This window comes from Mycobacterium sp. SMC-11, from assembly GCF_046250095.1.
In the GTDB taxonomy this organism is placed as follows: Bacteria; Actinomycetota; Actinomycetes; order Mycobacteriales; family Mycobacteriaceae; genus Mycobacterium; species Mycobacterium heraklionense_A.
This window is the reverse complement of record NZ_CP176430.1, coordinates 3,590,774-3,610,465: the sequence shown is the minus strand read 5'-3', so window position 1 is coordinate 3,610,465 and position 19,692 is coordinate 3,590,774. Positions and strand designations below refer to the sequence as shown.

The window sequence follows — 19,692 nt, the reverse complement described above, 5'->3', positions numbered from 1 at the left end:
CACTCGGGGGTGCCGGCGACGCTCAACGTGCGACAATTCGCCGGTAAGGCGATGACGATGTAGGAATCCGGTGCGAAGCTTCAATTCCGGAGCGGTCCCGCCACTGTGATCGGGGGAGTGACCTCACCCGAGAGCCAGACACGCACGTCGTCGCAACCTCCGATTCGGGGCGGGTAACCCGAGAGAGCTGACGACCGTGACCGCGCCCATCTGGATCGCGTCTCCACCCGAAGTCCACTCGAGCTTGCTGTCGGCGGGCCCGGGGGCGGGTCCGCTGTTGGCGTCGGCAGCCGCATGGAGCACGCTGAGCGCCGAATACAGTGCGGTCGCCGACGAGTTGACGGCGCTACTGGGGGCGGTGCAGGCCGGGGCGTGGCAGGGTCCTAGCGCCGAGGCGTATGTGGCGGCGAATCTGCCGTATCTGGCGTGGCTGATCCAGGCCGGCGTTACCAGTACCCTGACCGCCACCGCCCAGCAGGCCGCGGCCACCGCCTACAGCACCGCACTGGCCGCGATGCCGACGCTGGGTGAGCTGGCCGCCAATCACGCCACGCACGCGGTGCTGGTGGCCACCAACTTCTTCGGTGTCAACACCATCCCGATCACGCTCAATGAGGCCGACTACGGCCGGATGTGGTTGCAGGCCGCCACCGTGATGGCCACCTATCAGGCCGTCGCGGGCACCGCGGTGGCGTCGAGCCCGCAGACGTCGGCAGCGCCACAGATCGCCAAAGCGCAGTCCGCGGATGCCAGCCAGCCGCAGCTGCCGCCGGATCGACAGAACGAGATCATGGAATGGCTGCAGAACAGCGGCTACACCGACTTTTACAACAAGGTGCTGCAGCCGATGATCGATGAGCTGGCGAGCAACCCGTTCTTCCAGTCGATGTTCGGCGGGTTCGACCCCTGGCTGCCGGTCCTGGGCAACCCGCTGAGCTTCCTGAGTCCGTACAACCTCGCGTTCGCGATCGGCTATCCGATGGACTTCGGCTCGTTCGCCGCCTACCTGTCGCAGACATTCGCCTTCATCGGCGCCGACATCGCGGCGGCGTTCGCCTCCGGTAACCCCAGCACCATCGCGTTCACGCTGATGTTCACTGCGGTGGAGGCGGTCGGCACGATCATCACCGACGTGGTCGCGCTGCTCAAGACGCTGCTGGAGCAGGCTCTGGTGCTGATTCCGGTGGTGCTGCCGATGCTGACCGCCGCATTGGCGCCACTGGCCGCGGCACCGCTGGCCGGCTTGGCGGGGTTGTCCGGCCTGGCCGCGCTGCATGCGGTTCCGGTTCCGGTGGTTCCGGTCATGCCCCCGCCGTTCGCCGGGCTGACGGTCGCTCCGACGCCGCCGGTTCCCGCTCCGTCTCCGGCCCCCGCCCCGGCCCCCGCTCTTGCACCGGTGCCGCCCGCAGCGCCGCCGGCGCCCCCTCCGCCGCCCGCGCCGCCGCTGTCCCCGGGGGACAGCCTGGCCGCGATGTATCTGGTCGCCGGCGCGAGCCAACAGGCCCGCCGGGCCGCGGGCACCAGCGCGCGCCGACGCAAGGCCCCGGAGCCCGAGGCCGCCGCGGCGCCCGTGGAGGCCGTGGTCGCCGAGGAGCAGGTCAAGGCCCGCCGGCGTCGGCGCGCAAAGGCCGACATGCTCGGCCGCGGGTACGAATACATGGATCTGGAAGACGCCTCGGATGCCGTGCTGCCGAGCGGACTCACCGCCCTGGCGGCCGACGCTTTCGGCGGAGGTGCCACCACTCCCATGACGCCGGGCACCTGGATGCCGGAGTATCAGCGCGGTCTGCGGTAAGACTCCAGGTAAGGCGGCAGCGCGATCGCCGGGTCGAGGTCGGCGGCCGGCTCCGGGCGCCCGGCGACCATTCGCAGCGGAACCACGCCCGCCCAGTGCGGCAAGGCGACGTCCTCGGGTTCGTCGTTGGGTCCACCGTCGCGCACCGAGGCGGACACCTTCACCAGGTCGAGCGCCAGCACCGCCGTGGCCGCCAGTTCCCGGCGGTTGGGCGGCCGGGCGTCGGCGGCCCGACCGGGTGCGACGTGATCGAGCAGTGCGTTCAGCCCGAGCCGCTTCTCGGCTTCGTCGTCGACCAGGCGGGCGGCGCCGATGACAACCACCGAGCGGTAGGCCATCGAATGGTGCAGCGCCGAGCGGGCCAGCACCAGCCCGTCGACCAGGGTGGCGGTGACGCAGACCGGCAGACCGCCTGGGCCGGCGGCCAGCACCGGGCCGCTGCCGGTGGAGCCGTGCAGATACAGCGTCTCGTCGACCCGGGCGTGTGTGGTCGGCAGCACCACCGGATGGCCGTCGCGGGCGTATCCCAGGTGGCAGATCAGCGCCTCGTCCAGGATGCGGTGCACGGTGTGGCGGTCGTAGCGGGCCCGTTCCCGATACCGGGTGGGGGTGGTCTGGGGCGTCGGCGCATAGGACACGGGGTTGCCTCCATTAATGTACTAGTGCAATATGAGAGATGTGTCAGTACAATACAGCATTACCGGTGGGGGAGCCGAGGCCATCGCGGCCAGCGTCGAGGAGGGCATCGCGCGCGGCGCGTTGGCGCCCGGGGCTGCACTGCCGCCGATTCGCGGGTTGGCCCAGCAACTCGGGGTGAACCCGAACACCGTCGCCGCCGCCTACCGGCTGTTGCGCGACCGCGGCGCGGTCGAAAGCTCCGGCCGCCGTGGCACCCGGGTGCGCGATCGGCCGGCGACCACACCGCGCTCGCTGCGCGGACTGGCCGTGCCGCCGGACGTGCGGGACTTGTCCACCGGAAACCCCAACCCGGCGCTGCTGCCGGTCGTCACCGCTGCGTCGGCACCTGTTGTGCTCTACGGGCATCCGGCGATCACGCCGGCGCTGGCCGAGCACGCCGCGGCCGAGCTGGCCGCCGACGGTGTGCCGGCCGACCATCTGGCGGTCACCTCCGGCGCCCTGGACGCAATCGAGCGGGTGCTCTGCGCCCAGCTGCGTCCCGGTGACCGGGTGGCCGTCGAAGATCCGGGGTGGCCCAACCTGCTCGATCTGCTCGGCGCACTGGGGCTGACTCCGGAGCCGGTCGGAGTCGATGACGACGGTCCGCTGCCTGCCGACCTGGACCGCGCTCTGCAACGCGGGGTGCGCGCCGTGGTGGTGACCAGTCGCGCCCAGAACCCCACCGGCGCAGCGGTTTCCGTTGAACGAGCCGATGCCCTGCGGGTGCTGCTGGAAGGAGCCGACGTCCTGGTGGTCGAAGACGACCACGGTGCGGCGATCGCCGGGGTGCCGCTGCATCCGCTGGCGGGCGTGACCCGGCACTGGGCGTTCGTTCGGTCGGCGGCCAAGGCGTATGGCCCGGACCTGCGGCTGGCGGTGCTGGCCGGTGACCAGCGCACCGTCGAACGCGTGCAGGGTCGCCAGCGACTCGGGCCGGGCTGGGTCAGCCACCTGCTGCAGAACCTGGCCGTCGACCTGTGGCGCGACGAGGCGGCGACGCGGCGGGTGGCCGAGGCCGAAGCCGCCTACCGCGCGGCCCGCGACGGGCTGTGCGCGGCGCTGGCCGATCGGGGCGTGATTGCGCACGGCCGCTCAGGGCTCAACGTGTGGATCCCGGTGCCCGACGAGGCGGTGGCGATGACGGCGTTGTTCGCCGCAGGCTGGGCCGCGGCGCCGGGGGCGCGGTTCCGGATTCGGGGCACTGCGGGCCTGCGGGTCACCATCGCCGAGTTGGCTCCCACCGACATCCCCGCGCTGGCCGATGCGGTCGCCGCTGCGGTGCGCGGCCCGGGCCGGGCCAGCGTGTAGGCGCGCTTTCCGGGCGTTGCGCGCCGCAGCGTGCGATAATGCCCCGGTACGGCAACGATGGTGCAGGAAGCCGGTGTGAATCCGGCACGGTCCCGCCACTGTGATCGGGGAGCGACCCTCAACTGCCACGGCTCTGAATCGAGCTGGAAGGCGAGGCGAGCGATGATCCGAGAGTCAGGACACTCACATCGTCGCATCCTGCGACCCGGGGCGGTGTACCCCGAGAGAGCTGAAAACCCCATATGTTGCGCCCTTTTCGGGTGGCATCCGGTGGTGTGCGATGACTGCGCCGATCTGGATGGCCTCTCCGCCAGAAGTACATTCAACGTCACTGTCGGCCGGCCCCGGGGCTGGCCCATTATTGTCATCGGCTGCCGCGTGGAGCGCGCTGAGCACTGAATACGCCGCGGTCGCCGACGAACTGACGTCGGTGCTGGGTGCGGTGCAGGCCGGGACGTGGCAGGGCCCGTCCGCTGAGGCGTTCGTGGCCGCCAATGCCCCGTATCTGGCCTGGCTGCTGCGCGCCGGTAGCGATGCGACGGTGACGGCGGCGCAGCAGCAGACCGCGGCGGCGGCCTACACCGCTGCGTTGGCGGCGATGCCGACCATGGCCGAGTTGGTCGCCAACCATGTCACCCACGCAGTGCTGGTGGGTACAAACTTCTTTGGTGTCAACACGATTCCGATCGCGTTGAACGAGGCCGACTATGCGCGGATGTGGGCGCAGGCGGCCGCCGTGATGACCACCTATCAGGCGGTGGCCGGCGCGGCGGTGGCGACCGCGGCGACAGCTCAGACCGAACCGGCGCCGGCGGTGCTCAAGACGCCCGGCAGCGCGGCCGACACTGCACCGGAGCCACCGCAGTGGTTTCTGGACTTCGCCAAATGGCTCGAAAGCCTGGTCCCGCATCCGCCTTATCCCGACAGCGGCCAGTACCCGCTGTATGCCGAGCTGCAGGAGTTCTTCAAACAGATCGGATTCACCGGTCTCGCGGACCCGCTTGCCGAATTCTTCGCCAGTCTGCAGAACGGTTCGTCGTTGCTACCGCCGTGGGGCGTCCCCGGGTCGTGGCTGGGCTGGACGGGCAACCCGCTGAGCTTCTTCAACCCGGGGAACCTGGCCTACATCTTCTCGGTGCCACTGGACCCGGGCTCGTACTTCGCGTTCACCAGCATCGTCATCATCGACGACCTGATCGCGATCATGTACACCGCGCTGTTCAATCCCCAGGGCCTGGGGCTGGTCGTGCCGTTGGCGATGGTCGAGATTGTCACCTCGACGATCGGCAACACCATCCAGGCGCTCAACTACCTGATCACTCAGACGGCGCTGCTGCCGGCGTTGCTGCCGGCGCTCGCCGCCACGACCGTACTGGCTCCGGCCGGGGTGATCGGCGGTCTCGGCATCGGGGCTCTGGCACACCACGCGGTGGCAGCAGCGGTGCCGCCGCCTGCCCCGCCGCCACCCGGGCTGGCGATGGCTTCGCCGCCGGCACCGGCTCCCGCGCCGGCTCCTGCTCCGGCGCCCGCGCCCGCCCCGGCGCCTGCACCGGCCGCGGCTGCCCCGCCGCCGCCCGGCGCGCCGCCGCCGACTCCTGCGGGCCCACCGTCGGTCACGATGCCGGCTCACATGTACATGGTTGGGGGCCTGGACATGGGCGCTCGCCGGGGATCGGGCACCAGCTCGCGTAAGAAGACGGCGCCGAAACCCGACAGTGCCGACGTTCCCGCCGTAGAACCGGCGGAAGAGGCTGCGCCGCAACGCCGTCGGCGCCGGCCTAAGGTCGGCATGCTGGGGCGCGGGCACGAGTATATGGACTTGGAGCCGGATCCGGTTCCGGAACTTGCCGGGGCGGTTGCCTCGAGTAGAGGTACCGGTTCGCACGGCTTCGCCGGTGGAACCCACCGGGTGGCCAGCGCACGGCCGAGCGGGCTGACCGCCCTGGCCGACGACGGGTTCGGCGGTGGTGCGGTCAGCCCGATGATGCCCAACACCTGGGCGGCAGAACCGGACTAGACGGACCGGCGGCGTTGAAATTGCAGCCAGGGCTGTGCCCGCTCTCCGCGCACAGCCCTGGATGCAAAATCAACACGCTCCTAACCGCCGGGTCTATTACGGCGGTCCAGTTTCGGCTCTCCTTCGTCGAGTCTCGCTAACCGCCGCAGCGGATCCGGTTTCCGCCGCGGTCCAGCGGGTCGGGCCCCAGGCCCAGGTACTTCTCGCGCAGCTTGTCCCACAACTCCAGCTGGCCCCACTCGGGCTCGTCGCGCATCTGCTGGTCGTTGGTGAGGAACGGGTTCGGCAGCATCACGGTCATCATCTGCTCGTCGCGCCCGTTGAACAGGCGCACGCCCCACGACTGGGGGTTGCCGTCCTTGCCGATTCGGCGGTACAGCTCGGCCCGGCTACAGCGCCGGATACGGCCGAGCTCCGAGCCGCTGGCCCGATGCTTGCCGATGCACAGGTGAAAGTGCCAGCGGCCGAAGTCGATGGTGGCGTAGCCGTCGAGCATGCCGATCTTGCGCGGCGCGTTAGGGGCAGCCACCTCCCAGGCGGCGCCTTCCATGATGATGCCGAACCAGATCTCGTTCCAGTACTCGTCGAAGCACAGGTGCAGTAGATCCAGCAGGCTCTGCTGATCGGTCGGCAACGGCCAGCGTTGTTCGCGACCGCGGTCTTCGGTGTCGACGATCGGAGGATCGGCGACGACGGTGCCGGTGTTCTCGGTCATGGGAATCCTTCTTTCATCGGTCCAGACAAGGTTTGTGAGTCAGGGCGCAGTCACCGCACAGGCCGCCGCCCGGCGTGCGATAGAACAGGCAGCAGCTGGTCCGGCGATAATCCGTACTGGAGTCGTCGAAACGTACTGAGCCGTTGAGATGTTCGTGTTCGCAGATGTTGCGTGCGAGTTCCCAGCTCGGCTCGTCCGCCAGACTTCCACCGTGATGCCAGCACAGGGCGCGGGCGGCACCCAGAGCTGCGGAGGCGGCATTGCCGTGCAGCAGCCGCTGCGAGATCGGACCGAGCCGGCGCACCGCGGCGGCCAACGGCGTCAGGTGTTCGGTCAGGACCATCTCGGCCAGCATCGGCTCCAGATCCGCAATGGCCGATGATCCCTGCCAGGCCACCGGGTTCGGCAGGTGAAGCCGGACGCTACCGCCGCATTCGGAGTACCAGAGGTGATCGGGATCCAGATCGACCAGCACCCGGTGTTCGGCGAGCCCGCCCAGCCCGATCGACCACAAGCGCGCGGCATACCCGAGGTAGAAGGTGGACACCGCCACACGAAGATCCGATGCCCCGATGCGGTCCTGCACGCCGGAAACCACGCCGGCCAGCAGGTCGGTGTCGGTGTAGAGCTGTGTCACCGGACGCCAGTCGGCGTCGTCAGCGGTCCCGGTCGAGACCGCGAAATAGGAGCTGACAGCGGACAACTCGGCCAGTGCCGCAAGCGTCCGATCCTGGGGGGTGCAGCGATACGGGGTCGCGGGCAGGGTGCGCAGTCGCTGCGGTAGGTCGCGCAGCGCGATGACCTGGTTGCCGCCGGCGGTACGAGCCGTGATGGCGCCGGGATCGGTTGCGGTGAGCACGATTTCGGCAGGCTCGCCGATGCCCCAGCCCTCCCGCGACAGCACCCGTGTCAGGGCGGAGCGCAACGGCTCTGCAGCGTCGACGCGGGCGGTGCGTGCCGCACGATCGTTGTCGGCGCGGGTACTGAGCTCGAACATGCCGCTGGCTGGGTCGAAACGCAGGGTTTCGTTGCCGAACATGTCTCCGATGCGCCCGGACAACATCAGCTCTTCGCCCACGGTGTCCACGAGGGTGCCGGCCGGATCCATCAGCCACACCCGATCAGCCACTCGCAGCGCCAGTTCCAGATCGTGGGTGCTCAGCACCACCGCCAACTGCTGGTCGCGGGCGAGCTCACGCAACAGGCCGAACAGGGCGGCCCGCGAAGACACATCCAGAAACGCGGTCGGCTCGTCGAGGATCAGCAGACCCGGCTGCTGGGCCAGCGCACGCGCGGTCAGGACGCGCTGGCATTCACCGTCGGAGAGTTCGGCAGCCGGCCGCGACGCCAGATGCTGAGCACCGGTCGCCGCCAGCGCCCAGTCAATGATCTCCTCGTCGGCCGGGCGAAGTCGGGCACCCAGCCCCAGGTGGGGAATGCGGCCCAGCCCGACGAGCTCGCGCGCCGACAACAAGCCCGGATCGACGCGTTCGGTCAGCACCACCGCGACCCGGCGGGCCAGCTCGTCGCGGGGGAGCGCGGTCAGGTCAGCGCCGTCCAACAGGACGCGTCCGCCGAGCGCGGGCTGCAACCCCGCCAGGGTGCGAATCAGGGTGGACTTGCCGGCGCCGTTGGGCCCGATCAGCACGGTCAGCTCGCCGCGGCGAGCCTGGGCGGCCAGTCCGGTCGCCACTGTCGTCGACCTGCGCCGGCTGCGGTAGCCGATCGCCAGGCCGGCAAGCTCGACGGCTGGTGTGGCCGAGGCCGTGTTCGTGGGGTGGTCCCAGCTTTGCCTCTCCTCCGTCGAGCCTCGCTGAACCGCCGGGTTCATGACGGCAACCCCGATCCGCGCCGGGCCCGTAGCAGCACGACGATCACCACCGGCGCCCCGACCAGCGCGGTGACCGCGTTGATCGGGATGACCAGATCGCTGCCGGGCACCTGGCTGACGATGCCGCAGCCCAGCGCGGCGACGGCGCCCAGCAAGACCACCGCCGGGACCACCACCCGGTGGTCGGAGGTGCCCACCACGATGCGGGCCACGTGCGGCACCACCAGCCCGAGGAACGCGATCGGGCCGCAGAACGCGGTCGTCACACCCGCCAGCAGCGACGCGGAGACGACCGTGACGATCCGGGCCCGGTGTACGTTGATGCCCATCGTTGCCGCGTAACTCTCGCCGAGCAGCAGGGCATTGAGCGGCCGGATCGTCATCGCCGCGGTCAACAGCCCGACGGCCACCAGCGGCAGCAGCAACTCCAAATCGGCCCAACCGGTTCCGGCGAAGCTGCCCAGGCCCCACAACAGGTACTGCTGCACCCGCTGCGGATCGGAGTACACCAGCGCCAAGCTCACCAGCGCGGTGCTGGCCGCGCCGATCATCACACCGATCAGCAGCAGCGTCGCCGCCGAGCGGGTCCACCGCGACAGCACCAGAACCAGCGTCAGCATGGCCGCCGCACCCAGGGCCGCTGCGATCACCTCCGCGGCGCGGCTGGCACCGGCCACCGCGGTGGTGAAACCGCCGCCGGCCGCCCCGCCGAGCAGCACCACCACCGCGACGCCCAGGCTCGCCCCGGAGCTCACGCCCAGAATGTAGGGATCGGCGAGGGTGTTGCGGAACAGGGTTTGCAGCTGCAGGCCGGCGACGCCCAGGGCGGACCCGGCGGCCAGCGCGGTCAGCACCCGCGGCAACCGCATGTTCCACACGATCACCTGCCAGCGTGGGTCGGAGGGTTCGGCGCCGAACAGCACCTGCACGGTATCGAGCACCGGCACCCGCACCGGCCCGAGCACCAACCCCAGCACGGCCAGCAGAACCACCGCGGCGCTCAGCGCGGCCAGCACCAGGGCGATACGCGGCTTCATCGCGGCACCCGCCGGTAGAACTCGAACGGGTGGTCGGCGGCGAGCTCGGGATGCAGGATCGCAACGAGGTCGCCGAGCAGCAGATCCGGTCGTGCCGTGCCGCGTTCCCAATAAAGGTTGCCGCCAGCGGGTGTCATTGCCTTGGTCGCCGACCACACATGGCCGGTCCGCAGCGCGGTCAGCTCGCCGTAGCGGCTGTCACGGGCCACCGCGTCGCCCAGGGTTTGCCAGTCGTCGGTGACCAGCCAGACCGGTGCGGTGCCGGCACGGGTGTACACCGACTCGAAATTCAGGTGCCGGGTCTCGGCGCCGGTCTCCGACAGCCAGGGGTAGGTGCCGCCGGCGTCGGCGACCAGACGCCCCGAGTAGCTCTCGCCGGTGGGCATCGACCAGCTGCCCGAGTACATGGTGCCGACCAAGACCTCGACGGGCTTGGCTGCGGCGGCTTGCGCCGCCAAGGCGCGGTAACGGTCCCGGATGGCCTGGTAGGCCTGCGCTGCTTGGTGTTCGGTCCCGGTCAGCGCGGCGAACACCTTGATCCATTCGGCCCGGCCCAGCGGGGTCGGCTCCAGCCATTCGGCGTCGGCCAGCACGGGGGTACCGGCTTCGCGCAGCTTGGGATAGCCGGGGTCGTCGATGCCCTCGGTAACCAGCAGGTCGGGGCCCGCGCCGATCACGCGCTCGATGTTGATCTGCCCGCCGGGGGCGTAGCCGACGATCTCACCGGCGTCGATGCGCGCACGGATCTGCGGGTCGGCGACGGCTGCCGGGCTGGCCACACCGGTGACCACGCCCGCCTGGCCCAGTTCGGAGATCATCGCCAGATGCGTCGTCGAGCCCGAGTAGAGGCTCCGCACCGGGACGGTGATCCGCTGGGCATTGGCCAGCTCCCCGGTCAACGCCGGCGCGGGCGCACCGCAGCGCACCAACACCCACGACACCGGCTTGCCGCCGAGGTAGGGCCGCTTGACCGTCAGAACCTGGTAACTGCCGTGGTAGGTGATGGCGAAGTTGGTGGCCTCGGTCAGCGTCGACTTGTCTGGGAAATAGTCGGTGGCCGGATCGAAGTCGGTGATGCAGCCGGCACGCGCTTGCGGTGTGCGGGTGGTGGGTTCGCCCAAGCAGCCGGCCAACGACAGCGCGGTGGCCAGCGCTACCAGGAGCGCAGCAACTACCCGCAACGCACGGGACATCAGCGTGAATCAGCTTCCTCGGGGTACACCGCCCCGGTACGCAGGACGCGTTGACGTGAGTCTCCTGGCTCTCGGATCACTGCTCGCCTCGCCTTCCAACCCCACAAGTGGCGGGCCGTGGCTGATGAGGGTCGCTCCCCGATGACAGTGGCGGGACCGCGCCGGATTCGCACCGGCTTCCTCATTCGTCATCGCCTTACCGGCGACATTGTTACACGCCGCGCTGCGTTAGGCTGGCCGCCGTCTCGTGGCGTCAGGAACCCGGTGCAAATCCGGGGCGGTTCCGCCACTGTGAGGGGTCGCGTGCCCCCAGCCAGATACGGCCACGAGACATCCGACGACGAGGGGCGAGAACCCCGAGGAGGCCCCTGATGGCGCAGGCACGCCGTATCGCGTTGCTGTCCACTTCCGACACCGACCTGCTGTCCGCGCGGGCCAGCGGCGCGGCCTACCGGCTCGGGAACCCCGCACGCCACGACATCGAACCGCTGGTCAACGGCGCCGACGTCGTAGTGCTGCGCATCCTGGGGTCGTCGGCCGAGATCGCCGAGGAACTGAAGCTGCTGCGCGCGACCGGACTGCCGTTGGTGGTGCTCGGCGGGGAACGCTCGCCCAACGCCGAGCTGATGGAGTGCTCCACGGTCCCGATCGGCCTGGCCGCCCAGGCGCACGCCTACCTCGCCGAGGGCGGGCCCGCCAACCTCGCGCAGCTGCACGCGTTTCTGTGCGACACAGTGCTGCTCACCGGGGAGGGCTTCGAGGAACCGGCGGTGATCCCGGAGTGGGGTTACGGCCAGCGGGAGAGGCGGAGCGAGTCCGCTGAGTCTCCCGACGCGGTGCGGATCGGGGTGCTGTACTACCGGGCCCACGAGGTCAGCGGCAATGCCGGTTTCGCACACGCCCTGGCCGACGCGATCGATGCGACCGGCAGGGCCGTCGGGGTGCCGATCTTCGCCGCGTCACTGCGCAACGCCCCCGAGGAGCTCTTCGCGGCGCTGGGGCAGCTCGACGCGGTGGTGGTCTGCATGCTGGCGGCCGGTGGGGCGATGAACGCCACCGCCGGGGTCAGTGCCGGCGACGACGACGGCGCGTGGGACATCGAACAGATCGCGGCGCTGGACATCCCGGTGTTCCAGGGACTGTGCCTGGCGTCCACGCGGGCGGACTGGGAGGCCAACGACGACGGCGTGACCCCGCTGGATTCGGCCACCCAGATCGCCATCCCGGAATTCGACGGCCGGATCATCACCGTCCCGTTCTCCTTCAAGGAGATCGACGACGACGGGCTGCCGCACTACGCCGCCGATCCCGAGCGGTGCTCCCGGGTGGCCGGGGTCGCGGTGAATCACGCGGTGCTGCGCCGTATCCCGAACGCACAGAAGAAGCTGGCGTTGGTGTTGTCGGCCTATCCCACCAAGCATTCCCGGGTGGGCAACGCCGTCGGTCTGGACACCCCGGTGTCGGCGGTGCGGCTGCTGCGGCGGCTGGCGGCGGAGGGCTACGACGTCGGGGACGGTTTCGGCGTGCTCGACGTCGCTGACGAGACGCAGGCCGGGGATCGCCTGATCCACACCCTGATCGAGGCCGGCGGTCAGGACGAGGACTGGCTGTCTGCGGCGCAGCTGGCCGGCGCACAGGTGCGGGTCACCGCGCAGCAGTATGCGCAGTGGACCGCCGAGTTGCCCGACGGCCTGCGCGATGCCATGACGACGGCGTGGGGTCCGGCGCCGGGCCAGCTGTTCGTCAACGATGCCGGCGAGATCGTGTTGGCAGCACTGCAATCCGGCAATGTCGTGCTGATGATCCAGCCGCCCCGTGGGTTCGGGGAGAACCCGGTGGCGATCTACCACGACCCGGAGTTGCCGCCCAGCCACCACTACCTGGCCGCATACCGTTGGCTGGCACACGGTTTCGGCGCACACGCGGTGATACACCTGGGCAAGCACGGATCGATGGAGTGGCTGCCCGGTAAGACCGCGGCGTTGTCTTCCGCGTGCGCCACCGACGCGATGATCGCCGACCTGCCGTTGATCTACCCGTTCCTGGTCAACGACCCCGGCGAGGGCGCGCAGGCCAAACGCCGGGCGCACGCCACGATCGTCGACCACCTGATCCCACCGATGGCACGTGCGGAGTCCTACGGCGACATCGCGCGCCTCGAGCAGCTGCTCGACGAGTACGGCAACATCGCGTCCATGGACCCGGCCAAGCTGCCGGCGATCCGCGGTGAGATCTGGAACCTGATGCGGGCCGCGGAGATGCACCGCGACCTGGGGCTCGATGAGCGGCCCGAGGATGAGGAGTTCGACGACTTCCTGCTGCATGTCGACGGCTGGCTCTGTGAGATCAAGGACGCCCAGATCCGGGACGGCCTGCACGTGCTCGGCGGTGCTCCGACTGGACCGGAGCGGGTGAACCTGGTGCTGGCGATCCTGCGTGCTCCGCAGGTGTGGGGCGGGGTAGACCATGCGGTGCCCGGCCTGCGGGCCGCGCTGGGCCTCAAGGAAGACGCCGTTGCGACGGTCGTCGACGAGATCGAGGGCCGCGCCCGCGCGTTGGTCGAAGCCATGGAGGCCGGCGATTGGGAGACCGGCCTGGCCGACACGCTGCATCCCGAACCTGAGGTATGTCGGGTGCTGAGATTCGCTGCCACCGAGGTGGTTCCGCGGCTGGCCGGCACATCGGCCGAGCTGGACTCGGTGCTGCACGCGCTGTCCGGCGGGTTCGTACGACCGGGGCCGTCCGGGTCGCCGTTGCGTGGTCTGGTCAACGTGTTGCCCACCGGGCGCAACTTCTACACCGTCGACCCCCGCGCGGTGCCGTCCCGGCTGGCGTGGCAGACCGGGCAGGCGATGGCCGACTCGTTGGTGCGGCGCTACCTCGATGACACCGGTGACTATCCGGAGTCGGTCGGGCTATCGGTGTGGGGCACTTCGGCGATGCGCACCTCCGGCGACGACATTGCCGAGGTGCTGGCCCTGCTCGGCGTGCGTCCCGAGTGGGATGAGGCGTCGCGGCGGGTGTCCGGGCTGGCGGTCATCTCACCCGAAGAGCTCGGCCGGCCCAGAATCGACGTGACGGTACGCATCTCGGGGTTCTTCCGGGATGCCTTCCCGCACGTGGTGTCGATGCTCGACGACGCGGTGCAGATGGTCGCCACCCTCGACGAGCCCGACGACGCGAACTTCGTGGCCGCGCACGCTCGCGCAGACCTCGCCGAACACGGCGATCTGCGTCGCGCCACCACCCGGATCTTCGGTTCGGCGCCCGGGTCGTACGGTGCGGGAATCTTGCAGGTCATCGAATCCGGGACGTGGCGTGACGACAAGGACCTGGCCGAGGTCTACACCACCTGGGGTGGGTTCGCCTACGGCCGGGGACTGAGTGGCGCGCCGGCTGCCGACGACATGCGCATCAACTACCGCCGGATCAAGGTGGCCGCCAAGAACATCGACACCCGCGAGCATGACATCGCCGATTCCGATGACTACTTCGTCTATCACGGCGGCATGATCGCGACCGTGCGCGCGCTGACCGGTGCGGACCCGAAAGCCTATGTGGGCGATTCGACCTCGCCGGATGCCATCCGCACCCGCACGCTGGCCGAAGAGACCGCCCGGGTGTTCCGCGCGCGGGTGGTCAACCCGCGCTGGATCTCCGCGATGCGTCGCCACGGCTACAAGGGCGCGTTCGAACTGGCCGCCACCGTCGACTACCTGTTCGGCTTCGACGCCACCGCCGGTGTGGTGCACGACTGGATGTACGAAAAGCTCGCGGCCGAATACGTCTTGGACCCGCAGACCCGGGATTTCCTCGACAAGTCCAACCCCTGGGCGCTCCAGGGCATTGTGGAACGGTTGACCGAAGCCGCCGACCGCGGCCTGTGGGAGCACCCCGACCCCGAGACCATGGCGGCGTTGCGGCAGGCTTACCTGGACGTAGAAGGCGACCTGGAGGATCGGTGAAAGTCTGGATTCTCGGAATCGGTATGGGACCTGCGCACGTCACCGCCGAGGTCGCCAGCGCACTGCAGTCGGCCGACTACATTGTGGCATCCGAGAAATCCTCCGACGACAGCCTTTTGGCGTTGCGGCGATCCATCGTCGACACCTACGCCGCCTCGACTCCTATCGTCGCGATCGCCGACCCGGCCCGCGACCGTTCCCCGGGGCTGACCGAACCCGGCTACACCCGCGCCGTGGCCGACTGGCATGCGGCACGGGCGCAGCGCTACGCCGACGTGCTGCGGGACCGCGGCGGCACGGCCGCCTTCCTGGTCTGGGGTGACCCGGCGCTGTACGACTCGACGATCCGCATCGTCGAGCAGGTGAAAGCCCTTGGCGTTGAGTTGGATTACGACGTGCTTCCCGGGATCAGCGCCCCGCAACTGCTGGCTGCCCGGCACCGGATCGTGCTGCACGAAGTGGGCCGTCCGGTGCACATCACCACCGGCCGGCGGCTCGCCGAGGCGGTTGCAGCTGGCCAGGACAACATCGTCGCGATGCTCAACCCGGACCGGCTCGATCTTTCTGCGGTGGCCGACTGGACGATCTGGTGGGGCACCAACCTCGGCGCCGGCGGGGAGCGGTTGGTCACCGGCCGGGTCCCTGAGGTCGTCGAGGAGATCGCGGCCGCCCGCGATGCGGCCCGGGCCGAGGCGGGCTGGGTGATGGATGTGTTCCTGGTGCGGCGGACCTGATGGCGGGCGTTCTGATCGCCGGAACCACCAGCGACGCCGGTAAGACCGTGGTGGCGACCGGGGTGTGCCGGGCGCTGGCTCGCCGCGGCGTGCGGGTGGCGCCCTACAAGGCGCAGAACATGTCGAACAACTCCATGGTGTGTGTCGGCGCCGAGGGTGTGGCGGCTGAAATCGGGCGGGCGCAATGGATTCAGGCCTGCGCAGCGCGGGTCGACCCGGAGCCGGCCATGAACCCGGTTCTGCTCAAACCCGGCAGCGACCAGCAAAGCCATGTGGTGCTCATGGGCAGGCCGTGGGGGACACTGTCGTCGTCGAACTGGAGGCACGGCCGTGAAGCGTTGGCGCAGGCCGCGCACCGTGCCTACGACGATCTCGCCGGACGCTATGACGTGATTGTCGCCGAGGGGGCCGGCAGCCCGACCGAGATCAACTTGCGCGCCGGCGATTACGTGAACATGGGCCTGGCGCGCCACGCCGGCCTGCCGGTGGTGGTGGTCGGTGACGTGGACCGCGGCGGGGTGTTCGCGGCGTTCTTCGGCACCGTCGCGCTGCTGTCGGAACAGGACCAGGCGTTGGTGGCGGGGTTCATCGTCAACAAGTTCCGCGGGCAGCTGCGGTTGCTGGAGCCCGGGCTGGCCGATCTGCAGCGCCTCACCGGCAGGCGGGTGTTCGGCACTCTGCCGTGGCACCCGGAGCTGTGGCTGGACTCCGAGGACGCGCTGGATCTGGACGGCCGACGCTCAACGCGCACCGGGGCCCGACGGGTCGCGGTGATCCGGTTCCCGCGGATCAGCAACTTCACCGACCTGGACGCCCTCGGCCTGGAACCCGACCTGGACGTGGTGTTCGCCGCCGACCCGCGGGGGGTGTCCGACGCTGATCTGGTGGTGCTGCCCGGAACCCGGGCAACCATCAGCGATCTGGCCTGGCTGCGGTCACGCGGAATCGATTCCGCGATCGCTGGGCACGCCGCCGCGGGCAAGCCCGTGCTCGGGATCTGTGGCGGCTTCCAGATGCTGGGCCGAAAGATTCGCGACCCCGAGGGAATCGAGGGAGCGCCCGGTGAAGTGGCGGGGCTGGGACTGCTGGACGTCGAAACATGTTTCGCCGCAGAGAAGGTGCTGCGGCTGTCCGATGGCGGTTACGAGATCCACCATGGCCGGATCAGCCGCGGAGACGTCGCAGATGCGTTTCCCGGTGGAGTCCGCGCCGGCCAGGTTTTCGGCACCATGCGCCACGGCTGTCTGGAGGTCGACGCGCTGCGCGCGGCGTTCCTGGCCGAAACCCTCGGGGTGGCGCCGTCGCAGGTGTCCTTCCCCGCCGCCCGGGAGCGCCGGCTCGACCTGCTCGGGGATCTGATCGAAGAGCACCTGGACGTCGACGCCCTGCTGGAGCTGGCGGGCGGCGGGCCACCGTCTGGGTTGCCGTTCTTGGCGCCGGGGGCACCGTGACGCGCGTGCTGCTGCTCGGCGGCACCGCCGAAGCCCGGGCCCTCGCCGATCGGCTGGTCGCTGCGGGTGTCGACGTCACGACGTCGCTGGCCGGCCGGGTCGCCGATCCACGATTGCCGGTCGGGGAGGTGCGGATCGGCGGGTTTGGCGGAATCGACGGTCTGCGAGCGGCATTGGTCGACTACGACGTCGTCGTGGACGCCACCCATCCCTTCGCGACGACGATGTCGGCGAACGCGGCCGCCGCGTGTGCGGCGGCCGGGCGGCCACTGTTGCGCCTCGAGCGGCCCGGCTGGTCGCAGCGTGCCGGGCAGTTATGGCATTGGGCCGACTCACACGAGCAGGCCGCGCAGATCGCCGCCCGGCTGGGCCGGCGGCCGGTGCTGACGATCGGGCGTCAGCAATTGGCGTCCTACCTGCCGGCGCTGGCCGACGCGACGGTGCTGGCGCGCGTGGTCGAGCCACCGTCGATCAGCCTGCCGCCCAGCTGGTCGGTGATCAGGGACCGCGGACCCTACGCGCTGCCCGGAGAACTCGCGCTACTGCGCGATCACCGCGCCGACGTCGTCGTAACGAAAGACTCCGGCGGCGAATACACCTGGCCCAAGATGCTGGCCGCCGAGGAACTCGGCCTGCCGGTGGTCGTCGTGCGCCGCCCGGCCCGGCCGGCGGGTGTGGCCACGGTGAACGACGTCGAGCACGTGTTGGCCTGGGTGCGTCAGCAAAACTAGGGTCCCAGCGGATCTGGACGAGCGGATGGTGGAGGGAGTGTCGTTACTATGCCGCCCTGGCTGGCCCTACCGCCGGAGGTTCACGCAACGCTGCTCAGTTCCGGCCCGGGGGTGGGGCCTCTCCTGGCGGCAGCGCAGTCCTGGGCGGCGTTGAGTGCCGAGTATGACGCGGTGGCAGCCGGCTTGGGCGACGTGCTCGATACGGTCCGGGCGGAGATGTGGCAGGGGGTGGCCGCGGAGCGTTATGTGGCCGCCCATACGCCGCATCTGGAGTGGTTGACGTCAGCGAGGGCGGCCGGGGCACGAGCGGCCGCTCGCCACGAGATCATGGCCGCGGCTTACACTTCCGCGTTGGCGAGCATGCCGACGCTGGCCGAGTTGATCGCCAATCGCACCGGCCATGCGACGTTGGTTGCGACCAACTTCTTCGGTGTCAACACCATCCCGATTGCGGTCAACGAAGCCGACTACGGACGGATGTGGCTGCAGGCGGCCGCCACCATGGAGACCTACCAGGGGGTTGCCGACGCGACGTTGGCTGCTGGGCCAGGTGGCATGCCCGCACCGGCGGTCGTCGGCAGAAGTGATTTCAGCCCCGACGGTGACGATGACAATGACCCCTATGGCATCAAGGAACTGATCCGCAAGTTGACCGACCTCTACCACCTGCTGTTCGACGGTCCCTTCGACGAGATCGCCGAAATCCTGGCGTCGACATTGCCCGGGATCGCTGCGGCCGCAGCCGGGGCCGGTCAGGTAGGCGCCGGCGCGGTGCCGACGGTCGCTCCCGGCCTTGCCGCCGCACCGGTCACCTCAGGTCGCCCACCGGCGGCGCCGGCCGTGTTGGCGGGCACCCGGGGCTGGCCGGGCGTTGCGACTGTTCCGACCGCTCCGGCCGGTTCCGCGACGACGTCCGTCTCGAGCCCCGGTGCTGCGGCGTCCCCCAGCGTCGCCGTGGCGCCCGCCGTGGCCCCGCCACGGCGGGCGCGCCACGCGGTTGCCGGGAGCGGCCCCGACACCCCCAGCGATCCGACGCTCACCGACGGCGAGAAGGCCCCGGCGGCAGCGATCCGTGCTATCGAGTCGAGCCGTAAGCCGGCGCGGCGGCGCCGCCGCAAACCGGCGGCGGTGCACGAGACCGTTACCGCTGCGGGGACCATGTCACCGCCGCCGGACTCCGCGCCTGGCGCCGAGACTTCGGGGCGTTCCGGTGGCCGGCGTTTGGCTGCCGCTCCGCGTGCCGCTGGTTTGACGACGACGAATGACGGCCACGTCGGCTCCACGCGGAGAGTCCCAATGCTTCCGGCGACCTGGACAGAGCCGACCGGCGAGGAACGGGCCTGAGCGTCGTCGCGGTGTGACGAACTACCAGCTGGCTGCCATGGCTTGCAGTGAGATTCCCGCGGTCAGCAGTGCACCGACCTTGACCACCTCCAGCCCCGCGTAGGCGTAGTGGGCACGGGAACGCTCGATGATCCCGCCGGGCGGGGCGGTCTGCGCGGCCAGCACCGCATCCGAGCGGCGGCGCAGCCGGGGCCGGACCACCAATATCTGCACGCTCAGCACCGCCACCGCAACGCAGACCCCGGCCAGCGAAATCGGTCCGGGGAGAGCGGTGGCCACCGCTAACACCACCACCGTCGCCAACACGATCTCCACCGCATTGAGGGCCCGGAACACCAATCTGCCGATACCCAACCCCAGTGGGATGGTGATTCCCGGCGCGCGGAACTTCAGGGGCGCCTCCAGAAACGAGATCGCCAGCACCATGCCCAACCAGGCAAAGACGACTGCCGCCGCGAGAGCGCTCATCCCATCGCCTCCTCCAGATGTCTGTGCCTGCCAGTTGCAGGTAACCTATCTGTGTCATTCGGTAACAGACAAGGGTCTTTAGGCGGTAATCCAGGCCACACGTCGTCGGGCACACTGACAGGCGTGATTGTGGAACATGGAGTACTGCCCATCCGGCCCGGCAGCGAAGCCGACTTCGAAGCAGCGTTCGCTAAGGCGCGGCCGTTGATCGCCGCCCAGCCCGGATTCCTCGGGATTTCGATGTCCCGGTCGGTTGAGTCGCCGAACCTCTACCTGTTATTGGTGCAGTGGGAGAACATTGAGGCGCACACCGAGGGATTTCGGAAGTCGCCGGAATTCGAGCAGTGGCGCGCATTGCTGCACGGCTTCTACGACTCACCACCGGTGATCGAGCACTTCGTCGGTATCGACTGAGGAGATGGCCG

General features: G+C 69.8%; 15 protein-coding genes and 4 riboswitches. Of the genes, 9 read left to right on the top strand and 6 right to left on the bottom strand.

Going from position 1 to position 19,692, the window contains the following annotated elements; genetic code table 11:
- Positions 1-10 precede the first annotated feature (10 nt).
- Positions 11-163, top strand: a riboswitch (cobalamin riboswitch).
- Between the two features lie 33 nt (positions 164-196).
- Positions 197-1,795 (top strand): PPE domain-containing protein, encoded by a 1,599-nt coding sequence (locus tag ACKY0X_RS17195; RefSeq protein WP_409427019.1) that lies wholly within the window; start codon positions 197-199, stop codon positions 1,793-1,795.
- On the opposite strand, the gene ACKY0X_RS17190 is transcribed toward ACKY0X_RS17195, so the two are convergent.
- Entirely contained in the window at positions 1,777-2,433 is a 657-nt protein-coding gene (locus ACKY0X_RS17190; protein ID WP_409427018.1) for a pyridoxamine 5'-phosphate oxidase family protein, read from the bottom strand. The two genes, ACKY0X_RS17195 and ACKY0X_RS17190, sit on opposite strands and share 19 nt — an antisense overlap.
- Positions 2,434-2,473: 40 nt before the next feature.
- On the opposite strand from ACKY0X_RS17190, the gene ACKY0X_RS17185 reads away from it, so the two are divergent.
- Both ACKY0X_RS17185 and ACKY0X_RS17180 read left to right on the top strand, forming a co-directional pair.
- Complete coding sequence (locus tag ACKY0X_RS17185; protein ID WP_409427017.1) at positions 2,474-3,781, top strand: aminotransferase class I/II-fold pyridoxal phosphate-dependent enzyme; 1,308 nt, start codon at positions 2,474-2,476, stop codon at positions 3,779-3,781.
- A gap of 65 nt (positions 3,782-3,846) precedes the next feature.
- Positions 3,847-3,964, top strand: a riboswitch (cobalamin riboswitch).
- A 97-nt stretch (positions 3,965-4,061) separates the two neighbouring features.
- Positions 4,062-5,798: a PPE family protein gene (locus tag ACKY0X_RS17180; RefSeq protein ID WP_409427016.1), complete on the top strand. Its 1,737-nt coding sequence runs from the start codon at positions 4,062-4,064 to the stop codon at positions 5,796-5,798.
- A 136-nt stretch (positions 5,799-5,934) separates the two neighbouring features.
- Here the strand turns inward: ACKY0X_RS17180 and ACKY0X_RS17175 are convergent, their stop codons facing one another.
- From ACKY0X_RS17175 to ACKY0X_RS17160, 4 genes are read right to left on the bottom strand one after another with little or no spacing between them, the layout of a single operon-like run.
- Positions 5,935-6,513 carry a hypothetical protein gene (locus ACKY0X_RS17175; RefSeq protein ID WP_409427015.1) on the bottom strand — a complete coding sequence of 193 codons (579 nt, stop codon included), beginning with the start codon at positions 6,511-6,513 and terminating at the stop codon, positions 5,935-5,937.
- A 13-nt stretch (positions 6,514-6,526) separates the two neighbouring features.
- A complete protein-coding gene (locus ACKY0X_RS17170) occupies positions 6,527-8,344 on the bottom strand; it encodes an ATP-binding cassette domain-containing protein (RefSeq protein ID WP_409427014.1) in 1,818 nt (605 codons plus the stop codon).
- The gene (locus tag ACKY0X_RS17165; RefSeq protein WP_409427013.1) at positions 8,341-9,381 is read right to left on the bottom strand and encodes a FecCD family ABC transporter permease; all 1,041 of its coding nucleotides are present in this window, start codon (positions 9,379-9,381) and stop codon (positions 8,341-8,343) included. Before ACKY0X_RS17165 ends, ACKY0X_RS17170 begins: the two co-directional genes overlap by 4 nt.
- On the bottom strand, positions 9,378-10,574 hold the full coding sequence (locus ACKY0X_RS17160) for an ABC transporter substrate-binding protein (RefSeq protein ID WP_409427012.1): 1,197 nt from the start codon (positions 10,572-10,574) through the stop codon (positions 9,378-9,380). The genes ACKY0X_RS17165 and ACKY0X_RS17160 overlap by 4 nt, the downstream gene beginning before the upstream one ends.
- Positions 10,575-10,630: 56 nt before the next feature.
- A riboswitch (cobalamin riboswitch) is annotated at positions 10,631-10,782 on the bottom strand.
- 9 nt (positions 10,783-10,791) lie between these two features.
- Positions 10,792-10,917, top strand: a riboswitch (cobalamin riboswitch).
- A gap of 28 nt (positions 10,918-10,945) precedes the next feature.
- On the opposite strand from ACKY0X_RS17160, the gene cobN reads away from it, so the two are divergent.
- From cobN to ACKY0X_RS17135, 5 genes are read left to right on the top strand one after another with little or no spacing between them, the layout of a single operon-like run.
- The gene (cobN, locus tag ACKY0X_RS17155; RefSeq protein ID WP_409427011.1) at positions 10,946-14,539 is read left to right on the top strand and encodes a cobaltochelatase subunit CobN; all 3,594 of its coding nucleotides are present in this window, start codon (positions 10,946-10,948) and stop codon (positions 14,537-14,539) included.
- On the top strand, positions 14,536-15,273 hold the full coding sequence (cobF, locus tag ACKY0X_RS17150) for a precorrin-6A synthase (deacetylating) (protein ID WP_409427010.1): 738 nt from the start codon (positions 14,536-14,538) through the stop codon (positions 15,271-15,273). The genes cobN and cobF overlap by 4 nt, the downstream gene beginning before the upstream one ends.
- The gene (locus ACKY0X_RS17145; RefSeq protein ID WP_409427009.1) at positions 15,273-16,724 is read left to right on the top strand and encodes a cobyric acid synthase; all 1,452 of its coding nucleotides are present in this window, start codon (positions 15,273-15,275) and stop codon (positions 16,722-16,724) included. The genes cobF and ACKY0X_RS17145 overlap by 1 nt, the downstream gene beginning before the upstream one ends.
- Positions 16,721-17,455 (top strand): cobalt-precorrin-6A reductase, encoded by a 735-nt coding sequence (locus ACKY0X_RS17140; protein WP_409427008.1) that lies wholly within the window; start codon positions 16,721-16,723, stop codon positions 17,453-17,455. The genes ACKY0X_RS17145 and ACKY0X_RS17140 overlap by 4 nt, the downstream gene beginning before the upstream one ends.
- A 48-nt stretch (positions 17,456-17,503) precedes the next feature.
- Positions 17,504-18,799: a PPE family protein gene (locus ACKY0X_RS17135; RefSeq protein ID WP_409427007.1), complete on the top strand. Its 1,296-nt coding sequence runs from the start codon at positions 17,504-17,506 to the stop codon at positions 18,797-18,799.
- 21 nt (positions 18,800-18,820) lie between these two features.
- Here ACKY0X_RS17135 and ACKY0X_RS17130 read toward each other — a convergent pair whose 3' ends face one another.
- Complete coding sequence (locus ACKY0X_RS17130) at positions 18,821-19,267, bottom strand: hypothetical protein (protein WP_409427006.1); 447 nt, start codon at positions 19,265-19,267, stop codon at positions 18,821-18,823.
- Positions 19,268-19,390: 123 nt separating this feature from the next.
- Between ACKY0X_RS17130 and ACKY0X_RS17125 the strand changes: the two genes are divergently transcribed.
- Positions 19,391-19,681: an antibiotic biosynthesis monooxygenase family protein gene (locus ACKY0X_RS17125; protein WP_046283492.1), complete on the top strand. Its 291-nt coding sequence runs from the start codon at positions 19,391-19,393 to the stop codon at positions 19,679-19,681.
- Positions 19,682-19,692 lie beyond the last annotated feature (11 nt).